The organism is Hydrosulfovibrio ferrireducens (assembly GCF_046883345.1).
In the GTDB taxonomy this organism is placed as follows: Bacteria; Desulfobacterota; Desulfobulbia; order Desulfobulbales; family Desulfurivibrionaceae; genus Thiovibrio; species Thiovibrio ferrireducens.
This window is the reverse complement of sequence record NZ_JALKCW010000010.1, coordinates 104,511-120,506: the sequence shown is the minus strand read 5'-3', so window position 1 is coordinate 120,506 and position 15,996 is coordinate 104,511. Positions and strand designations below refer to the sequence as shown.

The 15,996-nt window shown below is 56.9% G+C and carries 14 protein-coding genes; 1 reads left to right on the top strand and 13 read right to left on the bottom strand.

Annotated elements, in window-relative coordinates; all coding sequences use genetic code 11:
* Position 1 precedes the first annotated feature (1 nt).
* Positions 2–814: a 50S ribosomal protein L11 methyltransferase gene (locus MWR57_RS04055; protein WP_423123503.1), complete on the top strand. Its 813-nt coding sequence runs from the start codon at positions 2–4 to the stop codon at positions 812–814.
* Positions 815–834: 20 nt separating this feature from the next.
* On the opposite strand, the gene MWR57_RS04050 is transcribed toward MWR57_RS04055, so the two are convergent.
* From MWR57_RS04050 to MWR57_RS03990, 13 genes are all read right to left on the bottom strand, one after another.
* Positions 835–1,152 (bottom strand): MerR family transcriptional regulator, encoded by a 318-nt coding sequence (locus MWR57_RS04050; RefSeq protein WP_423123502.1) that lies wholly within the window; start codon positions 1,150–1,152, stop codon positions 835–837.
* 43 nt (positions 1,153–1,195) lie between these two features.
* Positions 1,196–3,535, bottom strand: coding sequence for a GAF domain-containing protein (locus tag MWR57_RS04045; RefSeq protein ID WP_423123501.1), 2,340 nt, complete (start codon positions 3,533–3,535; stop codon positions 1,196–1,198).
* A gap of 75 nt (positions 3,536–3,610) precedes the next feature.
* On the bottom strand, positions 3,611–4,861 hold the full coding sequence (locus tag MWR57_RS04040) for a polysulfide reductase NrfD family protein (RefSeq protein WP_423123500.1): 1,251 nt from the start codon (positions 4,859–4,861) through the stop codon (positions 3,611–3,613).
* Positions 4,862–4,877: 16 nt separating this feature from the next.
* Positions 4,878–5,801 (bottom strand): 4Fe-4S dicluster domain-containing protein, encoded by a 924-nt coding sequence (locus tag MWR57_RS04035; RefSeq protein ID WP_423123499.1) that lies wholly within the window; start codon positions 5,799–5,801, stop codon positions 4,878–4,880.
* 56 nt (positions 5,802–5,857) lie between these two features.
* A complete protein-coding gene (locus MWR57_RS04030; protein WP_423123498.1) occupies positions 5,858–6,391 on the bottom strand; it encodes a cytochrome c3 family protein in 534 nt (177 codons plus the stop codon).
* A gap of 456 nt (positions 6,392–6,847) precedes the next feature.
* Positions 6,848–8,668, bottom strand: a complete 1,821-nt coding sequence (gene ftsH / locus MWR57_RS04025; RefSeq protein ID WP_423123497.1) for an ATP-dependent zinc metalloprotease FtsH — start codon at positions 8,666–8,668, stop codon at positions 6,848–6,850.
* A 235-nt stretch (positions 8,669–8,903) separates the two neighbouring features.
* A complete protein-coding gene (locus tag MWR57_RS04020) occupies positions 8,904–9,215 on the bottom strand; it encodes a hypothetical protein (RefSeq protein ID WP_423123496.1) in 312 nt (103 codons plus the stop codon).
* Between the two features lie 74 nt (positions 9,216–9,289).
* The gene (locus MWR57_RS04015) at positions 9,290–9,505 is read right to left on the bottom strand and encodes a hypothetical protein (protein ID WP_423123495.1); all 216 of its coding nucleotides are present in this window, start codon (positions 9,503–9,505) and stop codon (positions 9,290–9,292) included.
* 364 nt (positions 9,506–9,869) lie between these two features.
* Positions 9,870–11,657 carry a sigma-54 dependent transcriptional regulator gene (locus tag MWR57_RS04010; RefSeq protein WP_423123494.1) on the bottom strand — a complete coding sequence of 596 codons (1,788 nt, stop codon included), beginning with the start codon at positions 11,655–11,657 and terminating at the stop codon, positions 9,870–9,872.
* Positions 11,658–11,692: 35 nt separating this feature from the next.
* Positions 11,693–13,735, bottom strand: a complete 2,043-nt coding sequence (locus tag MWR57_RS04005) for a PAS domain-containing protein (RefSeq protein WP_423123493.1) — start codon at positions 13,733–13,735, stop codon at positions 11,693–11,695.
* Complete coding sequence (locus MWR57_RS04000; RefSeq protein WP_423123492.1) at positions 13,735–14,595, bottom strand: rhodanese-like domain-containing protein; 861 nt, start codon at positions 14,593–14,595, stop codon at positions 13,735–13,737. The genes MWR57_RS04005 and MWR57_RS04000 overlap by 1 nt, the downstream gene beginning before the upstream one ends.
* 42 nt (positions 14,596–14,637) lie before the next feature.
* On the bottom strand, positions 14,638–15,423 hold the full coding sequence (locus tag MWR57_RS03995; RefSeq protein WP_423123491.1) for a sterol desaturase family protein: 786 nt from the start codon (positions 15,421–15,423) through the stop codon (positions 14,638–14,640).
* Positions 15,424–15,453: 30 nt separating this feature from the next.
* Positions 15,454–15,804: a cytoplasmic protein gene (locus MWR57_RS03990; RefSeq protein ID WP_423123490.1), complete on the bottom strand. Its 351-nt coding sequence runs from the start codon at positions 15,802–15,804 to the stop codon at positions 15,454–15,456.
* Between the last annotated feature and the right edge of the window lie 192 nt (positions 15,805–15,996).

Sequence of the window (15,996 nt, the reverse complement as noted above, 5' to 3'; positions counted from 1 at the left end):
CATGCTCCGTCCGCCCTATACCCAGTACAACCGCCTCTACACCTACCATCTCGATCTCAAAGATCTCCCGGCCATCGACGACCCGGATCTGATCGGCACCTGGATCGAGGATGAAACCGCCATCCTCTTTTTCCACCGCCCCAAGGAACGGCTGGTCGAAATTCTCTGCGAGGCCTCGGGGGCCAAGCTCATCTACGAGGCGGATCTGGATTATACGGATTGGGAGGCGGGCAGAGAGATCGAACCATTCACCGTGGGCGGACTAACCGTGGCCCCGGTATGGGAAAAGACTCCGGCTGATATCCGGCTGGACCCAAGCGTTATCTTCGGCAGCGGCTTCCACCCCTCCACCCGCCTCTGCCTGGAGGGGCTGTTCAAGTATACGGCAAGCCCGGAACTCGCCATCAACACCGCCCTTGATCTGGGCTGCGGCACCGGGCTTTTGGCCATTGCCGCGGCCAAACAGGGGGTGGCCAAAATCACCGCCTGCGACAACAATCTGCTGGCCTGCCAGGTGGCTCGCGCCAACTGCCTGACCAACAAAACAGCGGCCCGGGTTACGGTAGTGGAGACCGACCTCCGGAGACAATGCCCGGACACCAGGGTGGATCTGGTGATGGCCAATCTGTACAAAGGATTGATGCTTGAGCTCTTCGAAAACCCTGATTTCTGGCAGGCGAAACTCTACCTGCTCTCCGGCTTCATTTCCGGGATGGAGGAGGATCTGCTCGCCGCCCTGCCGCAGAGCGGGATTACCTTGCTGGAACGGAGGCGGAATGATCGCTGGTGCAGTTGGACTCTGTTGCGGCAATAAACGCGGGTTGCCCCGGGGTATCAGCGAAGATCTTTGCCGCGCCTCTGATACACCGGGCATTGCCTGCGTTTTTCCAAGGCGCAATCGGCAACCTCCCAGCACGGGGCATAGTGCAGCAACTTGCCGATGGAGGCGATGGTGATGCCGCCGCCATGGATCATGCTGAAAAGACACCTGATCCAGGCAATATCATCGGCGCTGTAATACCGCCATTTCCCCTTGCGGCTCGGGGTGACAAGCCCGGCTTTTTCATAGTTGCGCAAGGTGCGCGGGTGCAGGTCCAGCATATCGGCTGCAGCGGAGATACGGTAGATTGAAGGGTGGGCCTGGCATCGCATGGGCAATCCTTTTCACTCTTTCTGATGTTTGCAAAAACCGCGATCAATCCCCCTTCAAAGGGAAACTGAATGTTATCCTGGTGTATTTTCCTTCTTCCCCATCGACCGACAAAAGACCGCCGTGATCTTCGACGATGCGGCGGCAGACAGCAAACATCCTCCCCCAGCCCCTGACCGGAATCCCCTTGATATCCACGGACTCGGACAGGCTGTTCTGGGGGATTACCGCTCCCTGATCCACAAGCGTGATTTCAAACACCCGCCCCTGAACGGAATCCATGGCAGACCGGGTGACAATGGCGAGTTTTTTGCGTGGATCCCTGCCCGCGAATCTCTGGGCAAGTGCAGCCCGGACGCTGGCCAGGATGGTCAAAAAAACCTGCTGCATGTGCTGGGCATGAACCGGCACCGCTGGCGGCATCGGTTCAAAATCGGTTTCCACCAGGATGCCCTCGCTTTTCAAATGATACCCGGTGAGCAGCAAGGCATCCTCCAACACGGTGGCCACCGGCAAGAATTCTCCGGCCGCCTGGCTCTCTTCCCGGCCATAGAGGATGAACTTCCGGACTATTTCCGCAATGCGTTCCCCGGCCTCGATGATCTTGAGCAGCAATTCGTTCTGCGGCTGTCCGGGCCTCTTAAGCTGCTCCTCATCGGCCAGAACCTGTGCATAGTTGATCAAGCCGTTGCTGAGATCGCTCACCTCATGCGAAACGCCGCCGGCGAGAGAGGCGATCATTTCCAGCCGCATGCACGCCTCCCCGTTCCCGGCGGTTTCCTGCCGGACAAGCGGATAGCCGACCAGGATCAACTGTTCCGGCTCCCCGCCGGTTTCCTGGTCGGGAACCACCCTGCACAGGAAGCGGCGCACAGGCGTGCTCCCTGAAAACACCAGCTCGGCGCCCTCATCTGAACGCAATTTTTCGAGAAGGCCAGGGGTGTCACTGGTCAGGCCAGGCTGGACCGGCGCCAGGAAATCACGCCAGAACCGGCCGGAAATCTGTTCGGCGTCAATGCCGGCCATCCCGGCAAAAATCGGGTTCGCGGCAAGGATACTCCCTGAAGGAGTAAGAGTGAGTTGGATCGCTTGCAGGGCGCCAAAGAGCCGCCCATGCAAATTTTCCCTGCTGGCCAGATGCTGCTGGCCTTCCATGGTGTGCAGGGCCAACGCCAGGTCGTTTGCCAATCCTTCGAGCAGCTCCATCTCCTTGGGGTCAAAATCCGTGGCGGAAAGGGCATAGATGGAAAGCACGCCGTACACGGTATTCTGCCAGATAATCGGCAGGGCCGCGCAGGCTGCATGGCCATCCGCCAAGGGCGTTCCCTTGAGCAGCCCCTTGGGAATTTCGGCCAGGATATCCATACGCACCACCGGCGCCTTGGAACGCACGGCCAGGGCCGCGGGATTCTGCTCCAGCCCTTTTTCCTCGGCCTCGGTGAGCAGTATGGCCATGCAGGCTTCGCATTCCTTGTTGCTCATGGATGTTGCGCCGTCGGCGGTCACCGGCATGACATCCCCACCCTCGTCGGCCAGACCTATCCAGATCAGGCAATACTCATGATTTGCAAGCAGGGCGCGACAGACCTCCTTGAACAGGGAATCCCTGGTCTTATTCCTGGCGATGGCCAACTGCGCCCCCTTCACCGCCGAGACCACCCGCTGAAATTTTGCCAGTCCCTGAGCCGTGATTTCCCGGGCCATCAAGAGGTCGTGGAACGAATACGCCAGCTCGGAAATTTCGCCGCTTCTCCCGGCAATGGAAAGCCCCTCGCGGGACCCGGAGGCCACCTCTTTCACCTGTTGCACAAGATCCAGCAGCGGGGCGATCAGCCGCCGCTGAAAAAACAGGAGCATTCCGATGATCAGGCTGACCACCATGGCCAGCGCGCCGATCACCACATTCTGAAAGCTGACCAGCTCGCGCTTGCCATGCTCCACCAGCACCCGGTCGAAGAGCATGAGCCGCTCTCCCAGGGTGCGGATTTCCGTATTGAGTTGCCGCAGATATTCGGGCTTGACCGGCCCGACGCTGATCTTTCTCACCAGCAGGACAAGACCGGGCAGATCGATGGCGTTGGCCAGGGTGAGTTTGTAATGGTCGTCGATGGAACGGTTGTTGATGACGGATGCCAGATTAAGGTTGAGCTCCTCCAGCTCCGCGCCCACCGAGGCCAGGCCGCCATATTGCCCTTCCAGCAGGTTTTCGGTGACATGTTCCCGGATGATGGCGAACTGGAAGATAAGTTTTTCCGTCTGCTGGCTGACCTCGACATGGTTACGATACAGTTGATACTGCCTGATTCCAAGGCCCATCAAGGCCACAAGAATCAGCGTGACCGAAACCGCGGTGGCATGAATTGTTTTTTTTAAAGGAAATGCCATTTCGCTCAGTCCGGAGTTGCAAGTTGCGGCAGGGCCGGAGACCCGGCCCTGCCTTTTTTCATCACCCTCGCGATGTTACTTCTTTTCCTTCCAGGTGTAGAGAATCGGCATCCTGGCCAGAACCGCCCGATACACCACGATATAGGTGGCATAGACGGTGACCACGATCACCACTTCCCGCCAATGGGGAATCTCTTGATACAACTGCCAGTTGAAAGTGATCAGCGCCGTGTTCAACCTGTTCAGGGCGAGGCCGAACACCGCCAAGAAGGCGCTGAAACGGGCCAGGGAGGCGTTGCCGTTTCGGACGGCCATGGTGTAGAAAATCAGGGGCAGTATCACCCCAACCACCATCTCGAACATGAACCAGGCGCCCCAGCCGGAGGCCAGATACTGCCAGTCGTTGTCATGGGCAATGCCGATGATCTTGATCACCAGATAGGTGATCAGGGCAAGGGAAGCGCCCTTGGCCAGCCCCAGGGTCAATTTGCTCAGGTTGTTCAGATAGGTCTCGTCACACCGCCAGCGCATGAACCACTTGGTGAGGGTGCTGACCACAATGAGCATCGATAGCCCGGCAAAAACCGCGGAAACGAAAAACTGGAACCACTGGAATGAAGAAGAGTACCAGAGCGGATGCACCTTGCCCGGGGCATAGGTGAACAGCGCGCCCAGGGCTCCCTGGTGCAGGGTGGAAAGGATGATCCCGGCAACGGTCAGACCGAGGACGATCTTCTTGATAAACTGCTTGGCCTTGGGAAAACCCATCCATTCGGCAAAGGCCGGCACCAGCTCCGCCACCTGGCAGGAGAGATAGGTGGCCACATGCCAGGCCACGAGGAAGAGCACCGCCGCCGGCCCCAGGGAGACGAACATGGGGTAAATCAGACGCCAGGGCTGACCAAGATCCACCTGCAAAAACATGACCGCGAACAGATAACCCAGAAGGCCGTTCAGCAAGCCGAGCCGCTCGATGGACTTGAAATCCTTGCGGCCGAAAAGCTCCACCGTGGTTCCCATCATAAAGCCGGAAGCGGAAAGCGGCACCATGACGAACAATCCCCAGCCCAGAAAGAGGCCCCAGGGATAGTCATAGGAGGAATGCGTGACCCAGCCCAGGCCGTAGATGAAACGTCCCACCAGAATCGGCAGCCCCACGGCATAGATGGCCCAGAGCACCCAGTTGAAGGGGTTTCTGAGCTGCACCGCCCAGTATTCCTTGGGGGAAAGCCCCAGCATGAGCTTCTCTTTTACGGTCCACTCGCTCCCATCCTTTTTGAGATGGGAGACAACAGGGGCGAACCCTTGTGATTTTAAGCTATTCATCGTTGTCCACCTCTCCTCAGCTTTTATTATCTTCGTTTTTCAGTCCGTCTTTCCGGTTGCTCAGCAAGTGGAAGCCGGTAAAGAGCGCGGGCCAGATGGTGAGCACCATGGGTACGATCGCCAGGAATTCCTTGACATAACTGATGATCGGCTGGTCCCCGAGATGGGTGTCGTAACCGATCTTGTCAAAGGGCACGTCGGAGAGGTACATCCAGGCGGTGCCGCCCACCTCGTTTTCGCCGTACACATGATCCACATAAGCATCCGGCTTTTCGCTGATCCGCTGGTGGGCCAGCTTGAGGAGATCCTTGCGCTTGCCAAAGGTCATGACCTCCTGGGGACACGCCTCGACACAGGCCGGAGGCTTGCCGAACTTGAGACGGGTGTCGTAGCACATGATGCATTTCTTCACCACCGGGTTGATGGCGCTGGAATAGCTGTAGGCCGGGATATAGAAAGGACAGGCCACCATGCAGGTCCGGCAGCCGACGCAGACCGTGGGGTCGTACATCACCGCCCCTTCCGGGGTTTTTTTGTAGGCATTAACGAAACAGGAGGTCAGGCAGGCGGGCTCGTTGCAGTGGTTGCACTGCACCTTGCGAAACAGCGGATGTTCGCGGCCCGGCACGTCGTATTTCTGCACCACGGTGTAGGCCTTTTCCGTGGTCCTTCTCGGCAACCCCCCTTCGCGCTTCTCCTCAAACACCGAAGGATCGTCAAAGGATTTGTCCGGTGCGGGCAACCCCTGTTCTTTGTTGCAGGCGGCTTCACAGGTGCGGCAGCCGACACATTTGGTAAGATCAACAAGCACGCCCATGCTGTCCGGGTAGCCGCCGAAACTCCCGGCAGCCTCGGCATGTTTGCTTGTCCCGACGGCGGCGATGGCAGCGCCACCAACCAATCCGCCTTTCAAGAAACTTCTGCGGTGTAACTTTTTCATGGTAAATTCCTCTGATATCGTTTCAGCGTAAGCTTCAAGCCTCTGTGGCCTTCAAATCAGTGACCGCCCCCATGCCCGCCGGAAGCCTTTGGCGCCGGGGCATATTTGCCGGAATGAAAAAAGGCGTCGCCCTGGTCGTTGCGGGTATGACAATCCTGGCAGCCGGTCGGTCCGCCCATGGTGGTGTGGCAGCCTAGGCATTTTTGATGATACGCCCCTTTCAGGCCGGGTTTGCCTTTATGGTAGAGTTGGGGATTTCCGCCGGTCTTTTCCAGATCTTCCGCGGAAAAACGTTTGTCGGAGTGGCAATCCTTGCAGGCAACGGATTGTGCCTGAGCTCCGGCTTCATGGCAACGGACACAGTTCGGATCCGTGGGCGCGAGCCCGGTTGTGTGGTGATGGCACTCGGCACAACTCGCCGCCACACCGACATGCATGGCATGGTCAAAGGTCACCGCAGAATAATGATTTGCCAGACTGCCGAGTTCCACCGTGTCAGGGCCATCCGCGGCCCAACTCTGCGCACCCGTCGGCGCGGTCAGGAGCATAAGCGCCGCCATGCCCATGAGTGTCTTTTTTCTTCCTCCCATGTTGGTCTCCTTGTAAAAAAGTAATCTCGTAAACCGTTGTCCTAAAAATAACCGTACCATCGAAAAATCCTGACACAGAAAGGGCTGTTACGGGCAACACCGCCTCCCTTTTTTGCCGTGTGTTATTGCTTCCAACCTTGGACATAGCACATCCTGTGCCAACCTTTATTTTTGAACGTATTACGTGAAGGCCCCCGATCCGAAACGGGCATTCGGAGCACATTCCGCGCGAAACGCACAGCACCGGATCGGGAAAAAAGGAGAACCGCTGAAGAAGAGAGCGTTTTTTTGTCAAACGCTCTCTCTGGGGGATATTGAACGGGAGGAAATTAAAAATTATTGCGGGATGCCATGCAGTGTGCGGCGGAGTTGCGCGACGCAGGGAGAAGTGTTGCATGCAACACTTCTGATGCAACACAGGTGTTGCGTGCAACAGGTTGCACGCCATCACGCCGCCTAACCGAATAATCCGGTTTTCTCCTTGTTTTCTTCGGTTAGCTTGGGACAGGTCACTATGATATCAACCTCTTCCGCATCAATGGTTTCATTGAGCAGCAGAACTTCCGCCAGCTTGTGCAGAAAGGTGATGCGCCCTTCAAGGACAATGATCGCCTCCTGATAGCACTCCGCGATGATCCGGGAGACCTCCTCATCGATGGTCCTGGCGATTTCTTCGCTGTAAGCACGTTGCCGCGAACCGCTGCCGAGAAAGCCCTGGTCCGAAGTGACAAAGGCCCGTGGCCCAAGCCGTTCGCTCATCCCCCATTCACACACCATGCGGGTGGCTATATCCGTGGCAACCTGCAGATCGTTGCTGGCGCCGGTTGAGAATTCATTGAAGACAATCTCCTCCGCGGTCCTGCCGCCAAGGAGAATCTTGATCCGGTTGGTCAAATATTCCTTTGAATAGGCGTGGCGGTCATCAATGGGCACCTGTTGCATCACCCCCATTGCCTGCCCTCTGGGGATAATGGTAATCTTGTGCACCGGATCCGTGTTGGGCAACACCTTGGCAAGGATCGCATGTCCGGCTTCATGGTAGGCCGTGACCTTGCGCTGTTGGTCGCTTATGACCAACCCGGTCCTTTCCGCCCCCATGAGAATCTTATCCTTGGCATCCTCGATATCACTGAGCTGAATTCCCGCCTTGCCCTTGCGCGCCGCCATCAGGGCGGACTCATTGATGAGGTTGGCAAGTTCAGCGCCGGTGAATCCCGGCGTGGACTGGGCCACCACCTGCAGATCAACGTCCGGATCCATCATCACGTTGCGGGAGTGCACCTCCAGGATCTTGCGCCGCCCCTTGACATCGGGAGGCATGATGGTGACCTGCCGATCGAATCTGCCCGGCCGCATCAAAGCGGGATCAAGAACATCCGGCCTGTTGGTCGCCGCGACGATGATGACGGTTTGCTCGCTCTGGAAGCCATCCATTTCGACCAGCAGGGCATTGAGGGTTTGCTCCCGCTCGTCCTGGCCGCCCATGGCCCCGGCAGCCCCGCGACTGCGGCCCACCGCATCGATTTCGTCGATGAAGATGATGCACGGCGCGCTTTTCTTGGCCTGGGCAAAGAGATCCCGCACCCGGGAAGCGCCGACCCCGACAAACATCTCGACAAAATCAGAACCGCTGATGCTGTAAAAAGGAACGCCTGCTTCTCCGGCAATGGCCTTGGCCAGCAAGGTCTTTCCGGTTCCCGGAGGCCCCTGCAGCAGCACGCCCTTGGGGATCTTGCCCCCAAGACGCGTAATCTTCTTGGAATCCTTCAAAAACTCCACGATCTCGACCAATTCCTCCTTTGCTTCCGGAATGCCGGCCACATCGGCAAAGGTCACCCGGCGGGCCTTGTCCGGATCCATGGCGATTTTTTTCTTGCCGAAACCGCCACTGACGCCGCCGCTTCCCCCTTTTTGGCTGCGAAACATAAAAAACATCCAGCCGCCCATGAGCAGCACAACCGGAAAGGTCGAAGACCAAAAAGGCGAAACCGCCCGGGGCTTTCCGGCGGAAATACGGACATTCTTCCCCTCAAGCCTGGGAAGAAGCTGCTGCACATCCGGGGCATAGGTGGAAAAGGACTGGCCATAGCTGTCCGTGCCGGTGATCTCTTGGCCCTGTATCCGCGCGGTCTGGATCTCGTCATTTTCCAATTTGGTCAGAAACGCGGAATATTCCAGCATGGGAAGCTGATTTTCAACAAGCCAGACGTTGTATCCGATAACCCCCAATGTTGCCACCGCCATGAGCAGCAGATAATTTCGAACATATTTGGCCACAATTTCCTCCCGGACTGTAATGAACACGAAGCAGGGCGAACGGATTCCAAGAAAAAAAGGTGCAACATTCGGACCATGTCTTTACTCCAGCCTATCATTACTCTGCGAAAAACAATAAAAAAAAAGCCCGGGCGAACCCGGGCTTGGAGGGAGGGTACTGCAAGGTCAGCCGTTGAACGGCATCAGGGCCGCGACGAATGCTTTAAAGAACACAGCATCCGTCATCGGCTCCTGATCAGCGTTGGCCGGGAACCGTAACCTTCTTGGGGGTGTTGACATACTTGAAGAAAACCGGGAATGCGGCGAAGAAGGCGACACAGACCAGGTACTCAACGCCCTTGATGTGGGTGTAAAAGTCAACCAGGGTGGCCTGTTCGCCGATCAGGCCGATGGCTACCATGTATTGCCGAGCCACCTCGCTCAAACCCGCCTTTGAAAGGCTGAAACTCAGGGCGGCAAAAGCCCACACTCCGACTGCCGCACCGATGCCGCCCATTACTGCCATGAAAATCCCTGCGCCCTTCTTGTCTGATATTGCCTTTTCCATGATGTCGCTCCTTATGAATTTTCTTTTTTTTCAAGGGCTTGGTTTATCCCCAAGCCCTTGATTTTTCAGCCAGATTACATGCCTGTTATTGCGGTGAGCCAGTTGCGCCCCATTTCCAGGACCCCGCCCATGCTGATCATGCCGCCGACCAAACAGGCAATGCCCCATACTCCGATCAAGGTGGCCAAGGTAAGAATGACGCCCACGCCTGCCTGGGAGATTCCCTCACCGATTGCTTCCTGATCAAGTTCGCCAAGACCGAGTCCTTGTTTCTGCAGTGTATTCTTCATGGTGAGCCTCCTATGATTTTGTTTTTTCGCTCTTATCATGATTCTTGTTTCGTTTGATCAGGGTACATTGCATGGGGTGTGCCAACACACTCCGGAGACAGGGGAGCATTTTCCATCATTAAAGTTTAACTTATTGATTTAATTACAAATAAAAAACAGAGGAGGAATTGAACGCCTGGGGAGGATAAAACACAAAAAAACAATGAATATCAAATCGTTAGCAAATGTTTACAGCGATTATCAGCAAGATGGCACAGCAGAGAATGACAGGGGGGAGGGAAACAAAAAAGTGTGGCGCCCGGAATTGCGGCGCCACACTTTTGCTGTAGCATGTGTAGCAGAGTGTTGCACGTGCAACACTCTGCTATTCCAGACCGTACGCCTTCATCTTCCGGTACAGGGTGCTGCGGTCAATGCCAAGCAGCCTGGCAGCCTTGGCTTTGTTGCCGTCGGTTTGGGCGATGATACTCACAAGATGCTCCTTTTCGCTCTCCCGCGAAACAGGAGCGCTCACCCCGAAGCCATTGACAGCCGAGGCCTCCTCCCCATTACCCCCAGAAGTTGTGGCAGCAACACGATTCCAGCTCCGCACTTCTTCAGGAAGGTTGCCCGTGGTGATCGTGTCGTCCGTGCACAGCACACAGGCCCGCTCCACGACATGCTCCAGCTCCCGGACATTTCCCGGCCAACTGTAGTCAGCCAGCAGTTGCAAAGCCTGGTCGGAAATCCCGGTAATATTCTTGTTCAGACGTTTGCTGAACCGGACCAGAAACAGATCCACCAAAATGGGCAGATCCCCTTCACGGTTCCGCAAAGGCGGCAGGGTAATGTCAATCACCCGCAGCCGATAATAGAGATCCTCCCGGAACTCCCCCCGCTGCACCTTTTGCTTCAGATCGGCGTTGGTGGCGGCCACCACCCGAACGTCCACGGTGACGGGCCTATCCTCGCCCACCGGATAGAAGGTGCGCTCCTGGAGAAAACGCAGCAGACGCAACTGCATCAGCGGTGAGATATCGCCTATCTCGTCAAGAAACAAGGTGCCGCCGTCCGCCTGCAAAATCCTCCCCTCCCGATTGCGATCCGCCCCGGTGAAGGCGCCTTTTTTATGACCGAACAGCTCACTTTCCATGAGGTTTTCCGGGATGGAGGTGCAGTCGAATTTGACCAGGGGCATGTCCCGGCGCGGACTTTCCGCATGCAGGGCCTCGGCCACCAACTCCTTGCCGGTGCCCGATTCTCCGGTGATCAGCACCGAGGTGTCCACCTGGCCGACATTTTCGATGAGGGTGTAGACCGTCTGCATGGCCCGGCTCACCCCGGCCAACCGGTGAAAATAGGTGCGCTTGCCCCGTTTTTCGAGATCCTCCAACCGGCTCACATCGCGGAACACCAGCACCACCCCGAGAAAGCCTTTGTCGTGCTGACTTTCCAGAGGAGCCGCGCTGAGCCGGAACACAACATGCCCCCCGTCCTCCAGATTGATCTCGATGCGATGCTCGCTTACCGCTTCCCGGCAGTCCATTACTTTTTGCACATCCGAGGCAAACACGGCAAAGGCGCCGGCCACCTCCTCCAGATCGGCGCCAACGGCAAGGCGGGGCATGTACGTAGCCGCCCAATTTTTGGCCTGATCATTCATCTGCACCACCCGCAGGTCATGGTCAACGGTGATGATCATGTCCCGAACACTGCGGAAAATCGTTTCAAGATACTGCTGGTAGCGCTCTTTTTCCTCGGTCAACCGTTCTTTTTCCTTCCAGAGTCCATACTGCTGGAGGGCCATGCGCGCGGTGCGCAACAGATCGGCCTTTTTCACCGGCTTGGCGAGGTAATCAAAGGCCCCCAGCCGCACCGCCTCGGAAGCGGTGTTGATATTGGGATAGCCCGTGACCATGACCATCGGGCACTCCAACCCAAGCTCCCTGACCCGCCGCAGCAGATCAATGCCCGAGGCCCCCTCCATGACGATGTCGCTGATGATCAGATCGAAGGTCTGCTGTTCAATCAGCGCCATCGCCTCTTCAAAAGTCGAGGCAGTCACCACCGGCCCGTACCCCTCGCGACCGAGAAACATCTGAAAGGTCAGCCGCAGGCTTTCCTCGTCGTCCACCACCAGTATCCTGGTCTCTGATTTATCCAGATCAATCATTGCCACCCTCGTAAAAAAGGAAAGAAATCAACGGTTCATTCTCCATATGCAGGCAGATCAACGGTCATGGTGGTGTATACCCCGAGTTCGCTTGCCACCCTCAGTTCTCCCTGAAAATCCCTGATCAACCCGGCGCTGATGGACAACCCCAGGCCGGTTCCCTCTCCCGGTTTCTTTGAAGAAAAAAACGGCTCGAAGATCTGGGAAAGCATCTCCGGCGGAATCCCTTCGCCATGATCGGTTATTTCCGTCCGCACCATGGTTCGGCCCGGGTCCTGCACTTGTCGGCAGCGGATCTCCAACTTTTTACCGGCGTCCCGCCCGGGGTAGCGGTGGTTGAGGGCATATCGCGCATTGCTGAGCAGATTGAGGAAAACCTGCTGCAACTGCTGCGGATGCACCCGGATGGGCGGCAAACCCTCCGGGATATCGGTGGAGATACGTATCCCGTCTTTCTGGAGCTGATGTTTGATCAAGGCCAGGGAATCATCGACAATCGCCCCGATTTCGACCACCTCCGCCTCCTCTTCCCGCTGACGGGCAAAAAAGAGGAGATTGCGCACGATATAGGCGATCCGCTCTCCTTCCTTGATGATGCGATCGAGCATCTCCCGCTGGACCGGGTTGACGGCCTCGCCTTCCAGCGACACCTGGCTTGAATCGTCGAGCAACACCTGGGCGTAGTTGATGATCCCGTTGATGGGATTATTGATCTCGTGAGCCACTCCGGCGGCCAGTTCGCCGATGGAGGCAAGCTGGCCGGCCCGCATGGTTTCGGCCCGGTATTTTTTTTCCTCGGTGACATCCCGCAGGAGAATCAGGGCCTTGGTTTCGCCATCGACATCGACAAAGGGGACATAGCTCTGTTCATAATGGCGGTGATCGGACATGACCTCCTCTGTTCGCTGGATCTCGTTGCTTTCGATGGCCGCATGCATGCGGCACACCTCACAGGGCGCATCCCGCTGCTTGTACACCTCGTAGCATTTCTCACCGATCTTGTCGCCAAAGGTCCGGCGCAAGATCTCGTTTTGGTATTCGATCTCATAATCCCGGTTGAGGATGTGCATGCCATGATCAAGGGCGGAAAGGATCCCCCGGAACTTATCCCGCTCCGTGCGCAACTGTCTGTCGATATTTTGCTGTTCCGTAATGTCGCTGAAGCTTTCCACCGCCCCGATGACCCGGCCGCTTGCATCCCGCAATAAGTCGGCGTTTTTACTGGCAATCCTTACCCGTCCATCCTTGGTTTTGATCTCACAAATCCGATTAATGATAGGTTTCTTGACCGTTTTCGAATACACGCCGCAGCCTTTTACCGTGCAGGGTTCCAAGGCAAAAACACTGCACGGCTTGCCGAGAACCTCCGCTTCCGTATATCCGGTAATCTTTTCCGCCTTCTTATTCCAACTGGTGATCTTTCTCTCAAGGTCAACGGTAAAAATGGCGCTGGGAATAACACTGTAAACGAGTTTTGCCTGTTCGCAGGCCTGAAGCAGTTGGTCTTCGGCCCAGCGCCGCTCTTCGACCTCAAGGCGCAGGGCATCATTGACCTTTTTCAACTCAATGGTTCGCGCCTCAACCCGCCGCTCAAGCTCGTCATGACTTTTCTTTAAAACCTCGGCGGCACAATTCAGTTCAGTGACATCACGCAAAATTTCGATAATGCCGAGCAGGGTGTCGTCGTCCCCCAGAAGAGGGGAGGCAAACACCTCGTAATGACGAAGCTCACCGGACTTCAGGGTAATGTCCTGAGAAACCGAGACTGCTTTGCCGCTTTCAAGAACCTCCATGAGCGGACACGCGCGCCCGACTTTGTCGCACGGTTGCTCCAAGCCGAACAACACCCGATAACAGTGCGAATTTTCAGAGAATCTCCCACCGTTCTTCCGGGAAACAGGGAAATCCCGCGCTGCCTGGTTGATGAGCTTTACCCGCATATCCGTTCCGATCACCAGGACAGGGTCCGTCACCCCGTTGATCACCGATTGCAGGAATCGGAGGTGACCCAGCAGCATGCGGCCTATGGCCCGCCTGTCGGTTTTTGCCACCCTGCGTTCTTGCGTTTTCCATTCCATTATCGTACCTGTCCGCCATCCAAGGGGCTTGCGCCTTGGCTTAGCACCGTGTCCATTTCGTCGGCCAAAAAGGAAAGATGCGTTTTTTCTTCATCCGCCAAACGCAAAAACAACGCCCTGGCCTCGTTTTTTTTACTCTTTTGCGCCATGCGGCTGTACAAATCCAGGGCTTGGGTCTCTAACCCCATGGCCAACTCCAGGATATCCCGCTTGGTGTGCAGACGGGTATCGACCCGGACAAGAAAATCCTCCACCCTGGAACCGCCCTCCATCACCCCCGTAGCCCCTGTGCCCGGCATGGCCGCTGACCCGTGCGCCTGCCGGTACTCGGCAAGAAGCCGGGTCTTGTGCGCATCCTCAAAGCCCATCAAACGGGTATAGAGCTGCCGGGCCCCGTTATCCTGCGCCCGTTCGGCCAGAAGACGGTAGAACTCCTGCAACCCGTCTTCCATGGCATAGGCCAGGCTCACTCCGTCCTCATACTCTTCCTGGCCGGTGAAAAACTCCAGCCCGGCCTCTTCCCCCCCCTTGGCCTGTTGCCCCTGCCAGGCCTTGATGCCTCCGGCCATATTGTAAACGTTTGCAAAATCCTTGCCAGCAAGAAGCTGGGCCGCGGCTTTGCTTCTGCCGCCAACGGCGCAATAGGCAATGACCGGCTTTTCCTTATCAAGCTCAGCCAGTCGCCCGGGCAGCTCTTTAAGCGGGATGAGGATGGCCCCGGGCAGATGCCCTTCCTCATACTCCTTGGGCTGACGGACATCCAGGAGCTGATAGGCATCAGCTCCCCGCGCCTCCATGTACTCCTTGGCCTGGGCCACGGTGAAATCCTTGCCCGGGACAAACAGATTCTTCCAGTTCATTGCTCACTCCTCTCGTGTCTTTCCCTATCCGGGGTTCATGCTTCACGGGGTATTGCGCGTGAAGGGCAGCGCCAACAGCCGCCAGAAACCCAGCTTTTCGATTTCCCGGTGCGAACCGATGCCGATGACGATTTTTTCCTGTTCCACCCCGGTGGTCAGGGTGCCCAGCATCCGGTCCCAGATGGACAGAATCACCCCGTAGTTGGAATCCCGCTCCTTGATCCGCACCGAATGGTGGATGCGGTGCAAGAAGGGGGGGACAAAAAAAAGCACCCACAACCGCTCGAACCACGCCGGCACCCGGATGCTGCTGTGATGAAACTGCACGGAGAGATTCACCAGAATCTCAAAAAGGATGTAGGCGGTCAGCGAAATGCCGAAGGTATAGATCACCGCCAGCCTGATCAGGCCGGTGAAAAGAAACTCGCCCAAATGGAAACGATTGGCCGTGGTCACGTCCATGTTCATGTCGCTGTGGTGCACGCGATGGAACCGCCAGAGGAAGGGCAGCACATGGGTGAGCAGATGCCAGAGGTAGATGAAAAAATCCAGGATCAGGATGGAGGCGACAATGTTGAGCCAGCCGGGCAGCTCCCATGCGTTGAGCAGGCCGGTATTTTTCTCCTGCCCGGCAAGAATCAGAGCGACAATGGCGCTGGTATACAGCAGATGGTAGATCGTGCCGTTCATGATGGACAGCGGCAGATTGGCGAGCCAGCGTGTTGTCCGGGCCACGGTGGGCTGCCGGTAGGAAAAACCCTGCTCGCAGAGCAGAAAAAAAGCAACGCCGCCCCAGTACAGATAGGGCTTGATCGCATACAGGTCCATGACAATTCCTCCTTCAGCCAGCGTGCATCATTATATGGTGATTATCGTATAGCCCGCCTCCACATAGCGAGCCATGGAAGGATGCCCCTGCATCTCGCCGGACAGGGGCAAGCCCTGCGCCTCGGCCGCGGCCAAAGCCCCGGTCTTGGTGGCGCAGGCCCGGCAGACGCAGTCGATAAGTCCGGCTGTTTTTGCCTTGGCGTAGAGAGGAGCAAAGGGCGCCTCCGCCTCGGCCAGCTCCTTGACCAGGGCTGTGGCCTTGCCTTCGATGATCAGCTTGACCTCCCAGCCCCTGGCTTGCATATCCAGGCCATTCAGCAAGGCGTGGGCAAAACAGGATGGTTCCCCGGCAAAGGCAACGATGGCGATCTTATGCTCCATGGCATCCTCCGTTCAGAAACAAGACAAGAAGACGGGACAGGGGGTGCTTCTCCCCAAAAACTACCACGCTTTGTGCAAAAAACGGGAAAAATTCATATCCCGTTTTTTCCGAAAACAATCTTGCGCGGAAACGCCGCAACGAGCGCAGGGCGACGGAAGATCATGCGGAAATAAGGAAAAGAGTCCGAACGT

Bases quoted from the DNA above. Each gene is read 5' to 3' on its own strand.
- MWR57_RS04055 (WP_423123503.1), top strand. From the start codon at position 2: ATGCTCCGTCCGCCCTATACCCAGTACAACCGCCTCTACACCTACCAT.
- MWR57_RS04050 (WP_423123502.1), bottom strand. From the start codon at position 1,152: ATGCGATGCCAGGCCCACCCTTCAATCTACCGTATCTCCGCTGCAGCC.
- MWR57_RS04045 (WP_423123501.1), bottom strand. From the start codon at position 3,535: ATGGCATTTCCTTTAAAAAAAACAATTCATGCCACCGCGGTTTCGGTC.
- MWR57_RS04040 (WP_423123500.1), bottom strand. From the start codon at position 4,861: ATGAATAGCTTAAAATCACAAGGGTTCGCCCCTGTTGTCTCCCATCTC.
- MWR57_RS04035 (WP_423123499.1), bottom strand. From the start codon at position 5,801: ATGAAAAAGTTACACCGCAGAAGTTTCTTGAAAGGCGGATTGGTTGGT.
- MWR57_RS04030 (WP_423123498.1), bottom strand. From the start codon at position 6,391: ATGGGAGGAAGAAAAAAGACACTCATGGGCATGGCGGCGCTTATGCTC.
- MWR57_RS04020 (WP_423123496.1), bottom strand. From the start codon at position 9,215: ATGGAAAAGGCAATATCAGACAAGAAGGGCGCAGGGATTTTCATGGCA.
- MWR57_RS04015 (WP_423123495.1), bottom strand. From the start codon at position 9,505: ATGAAGAATACACTGCAGAAACAAGGACTCGGTCTTGGCGAACTTGAT.
- MWR57_RS04010 (WP_423123494.1), bottom strand. From the start codon at position 11,657: ATGATTGATCTGGATAAATCAGAGACCAGGATACTGGTGGTGGACGAC.
- MWR57_RS04005 (WP_423123493.1), bottom strand. From the start codon at position 13,735: ATGGAATGGAAAACGCAAGAACGCAGGGTGGCAAAAACCGACAGGCGG.
- MWR57_RS04000 (WP_423123492.1), bottom strand. From the start codon at position 14,595: ATGAACTGGAAGAATCTGTTTGTCCCGGGCAAGGATTTCACCGTGGCC.
- MWR57_RS03995 (WP_423123491.1), bottom strand. From the start codon at position 15,423: ATGGACCTGTATGCGATCAAGCCCTATCTGTACTGGGGCGGCGTTGCT.
- MWR57_RS03990 (WP_423123490.1), bottom strand. From the start codon at position 15,804: ATGGAGCATAAGATCGCCATCGTTGCCTTTGCCGGGGAACCATCCTGT.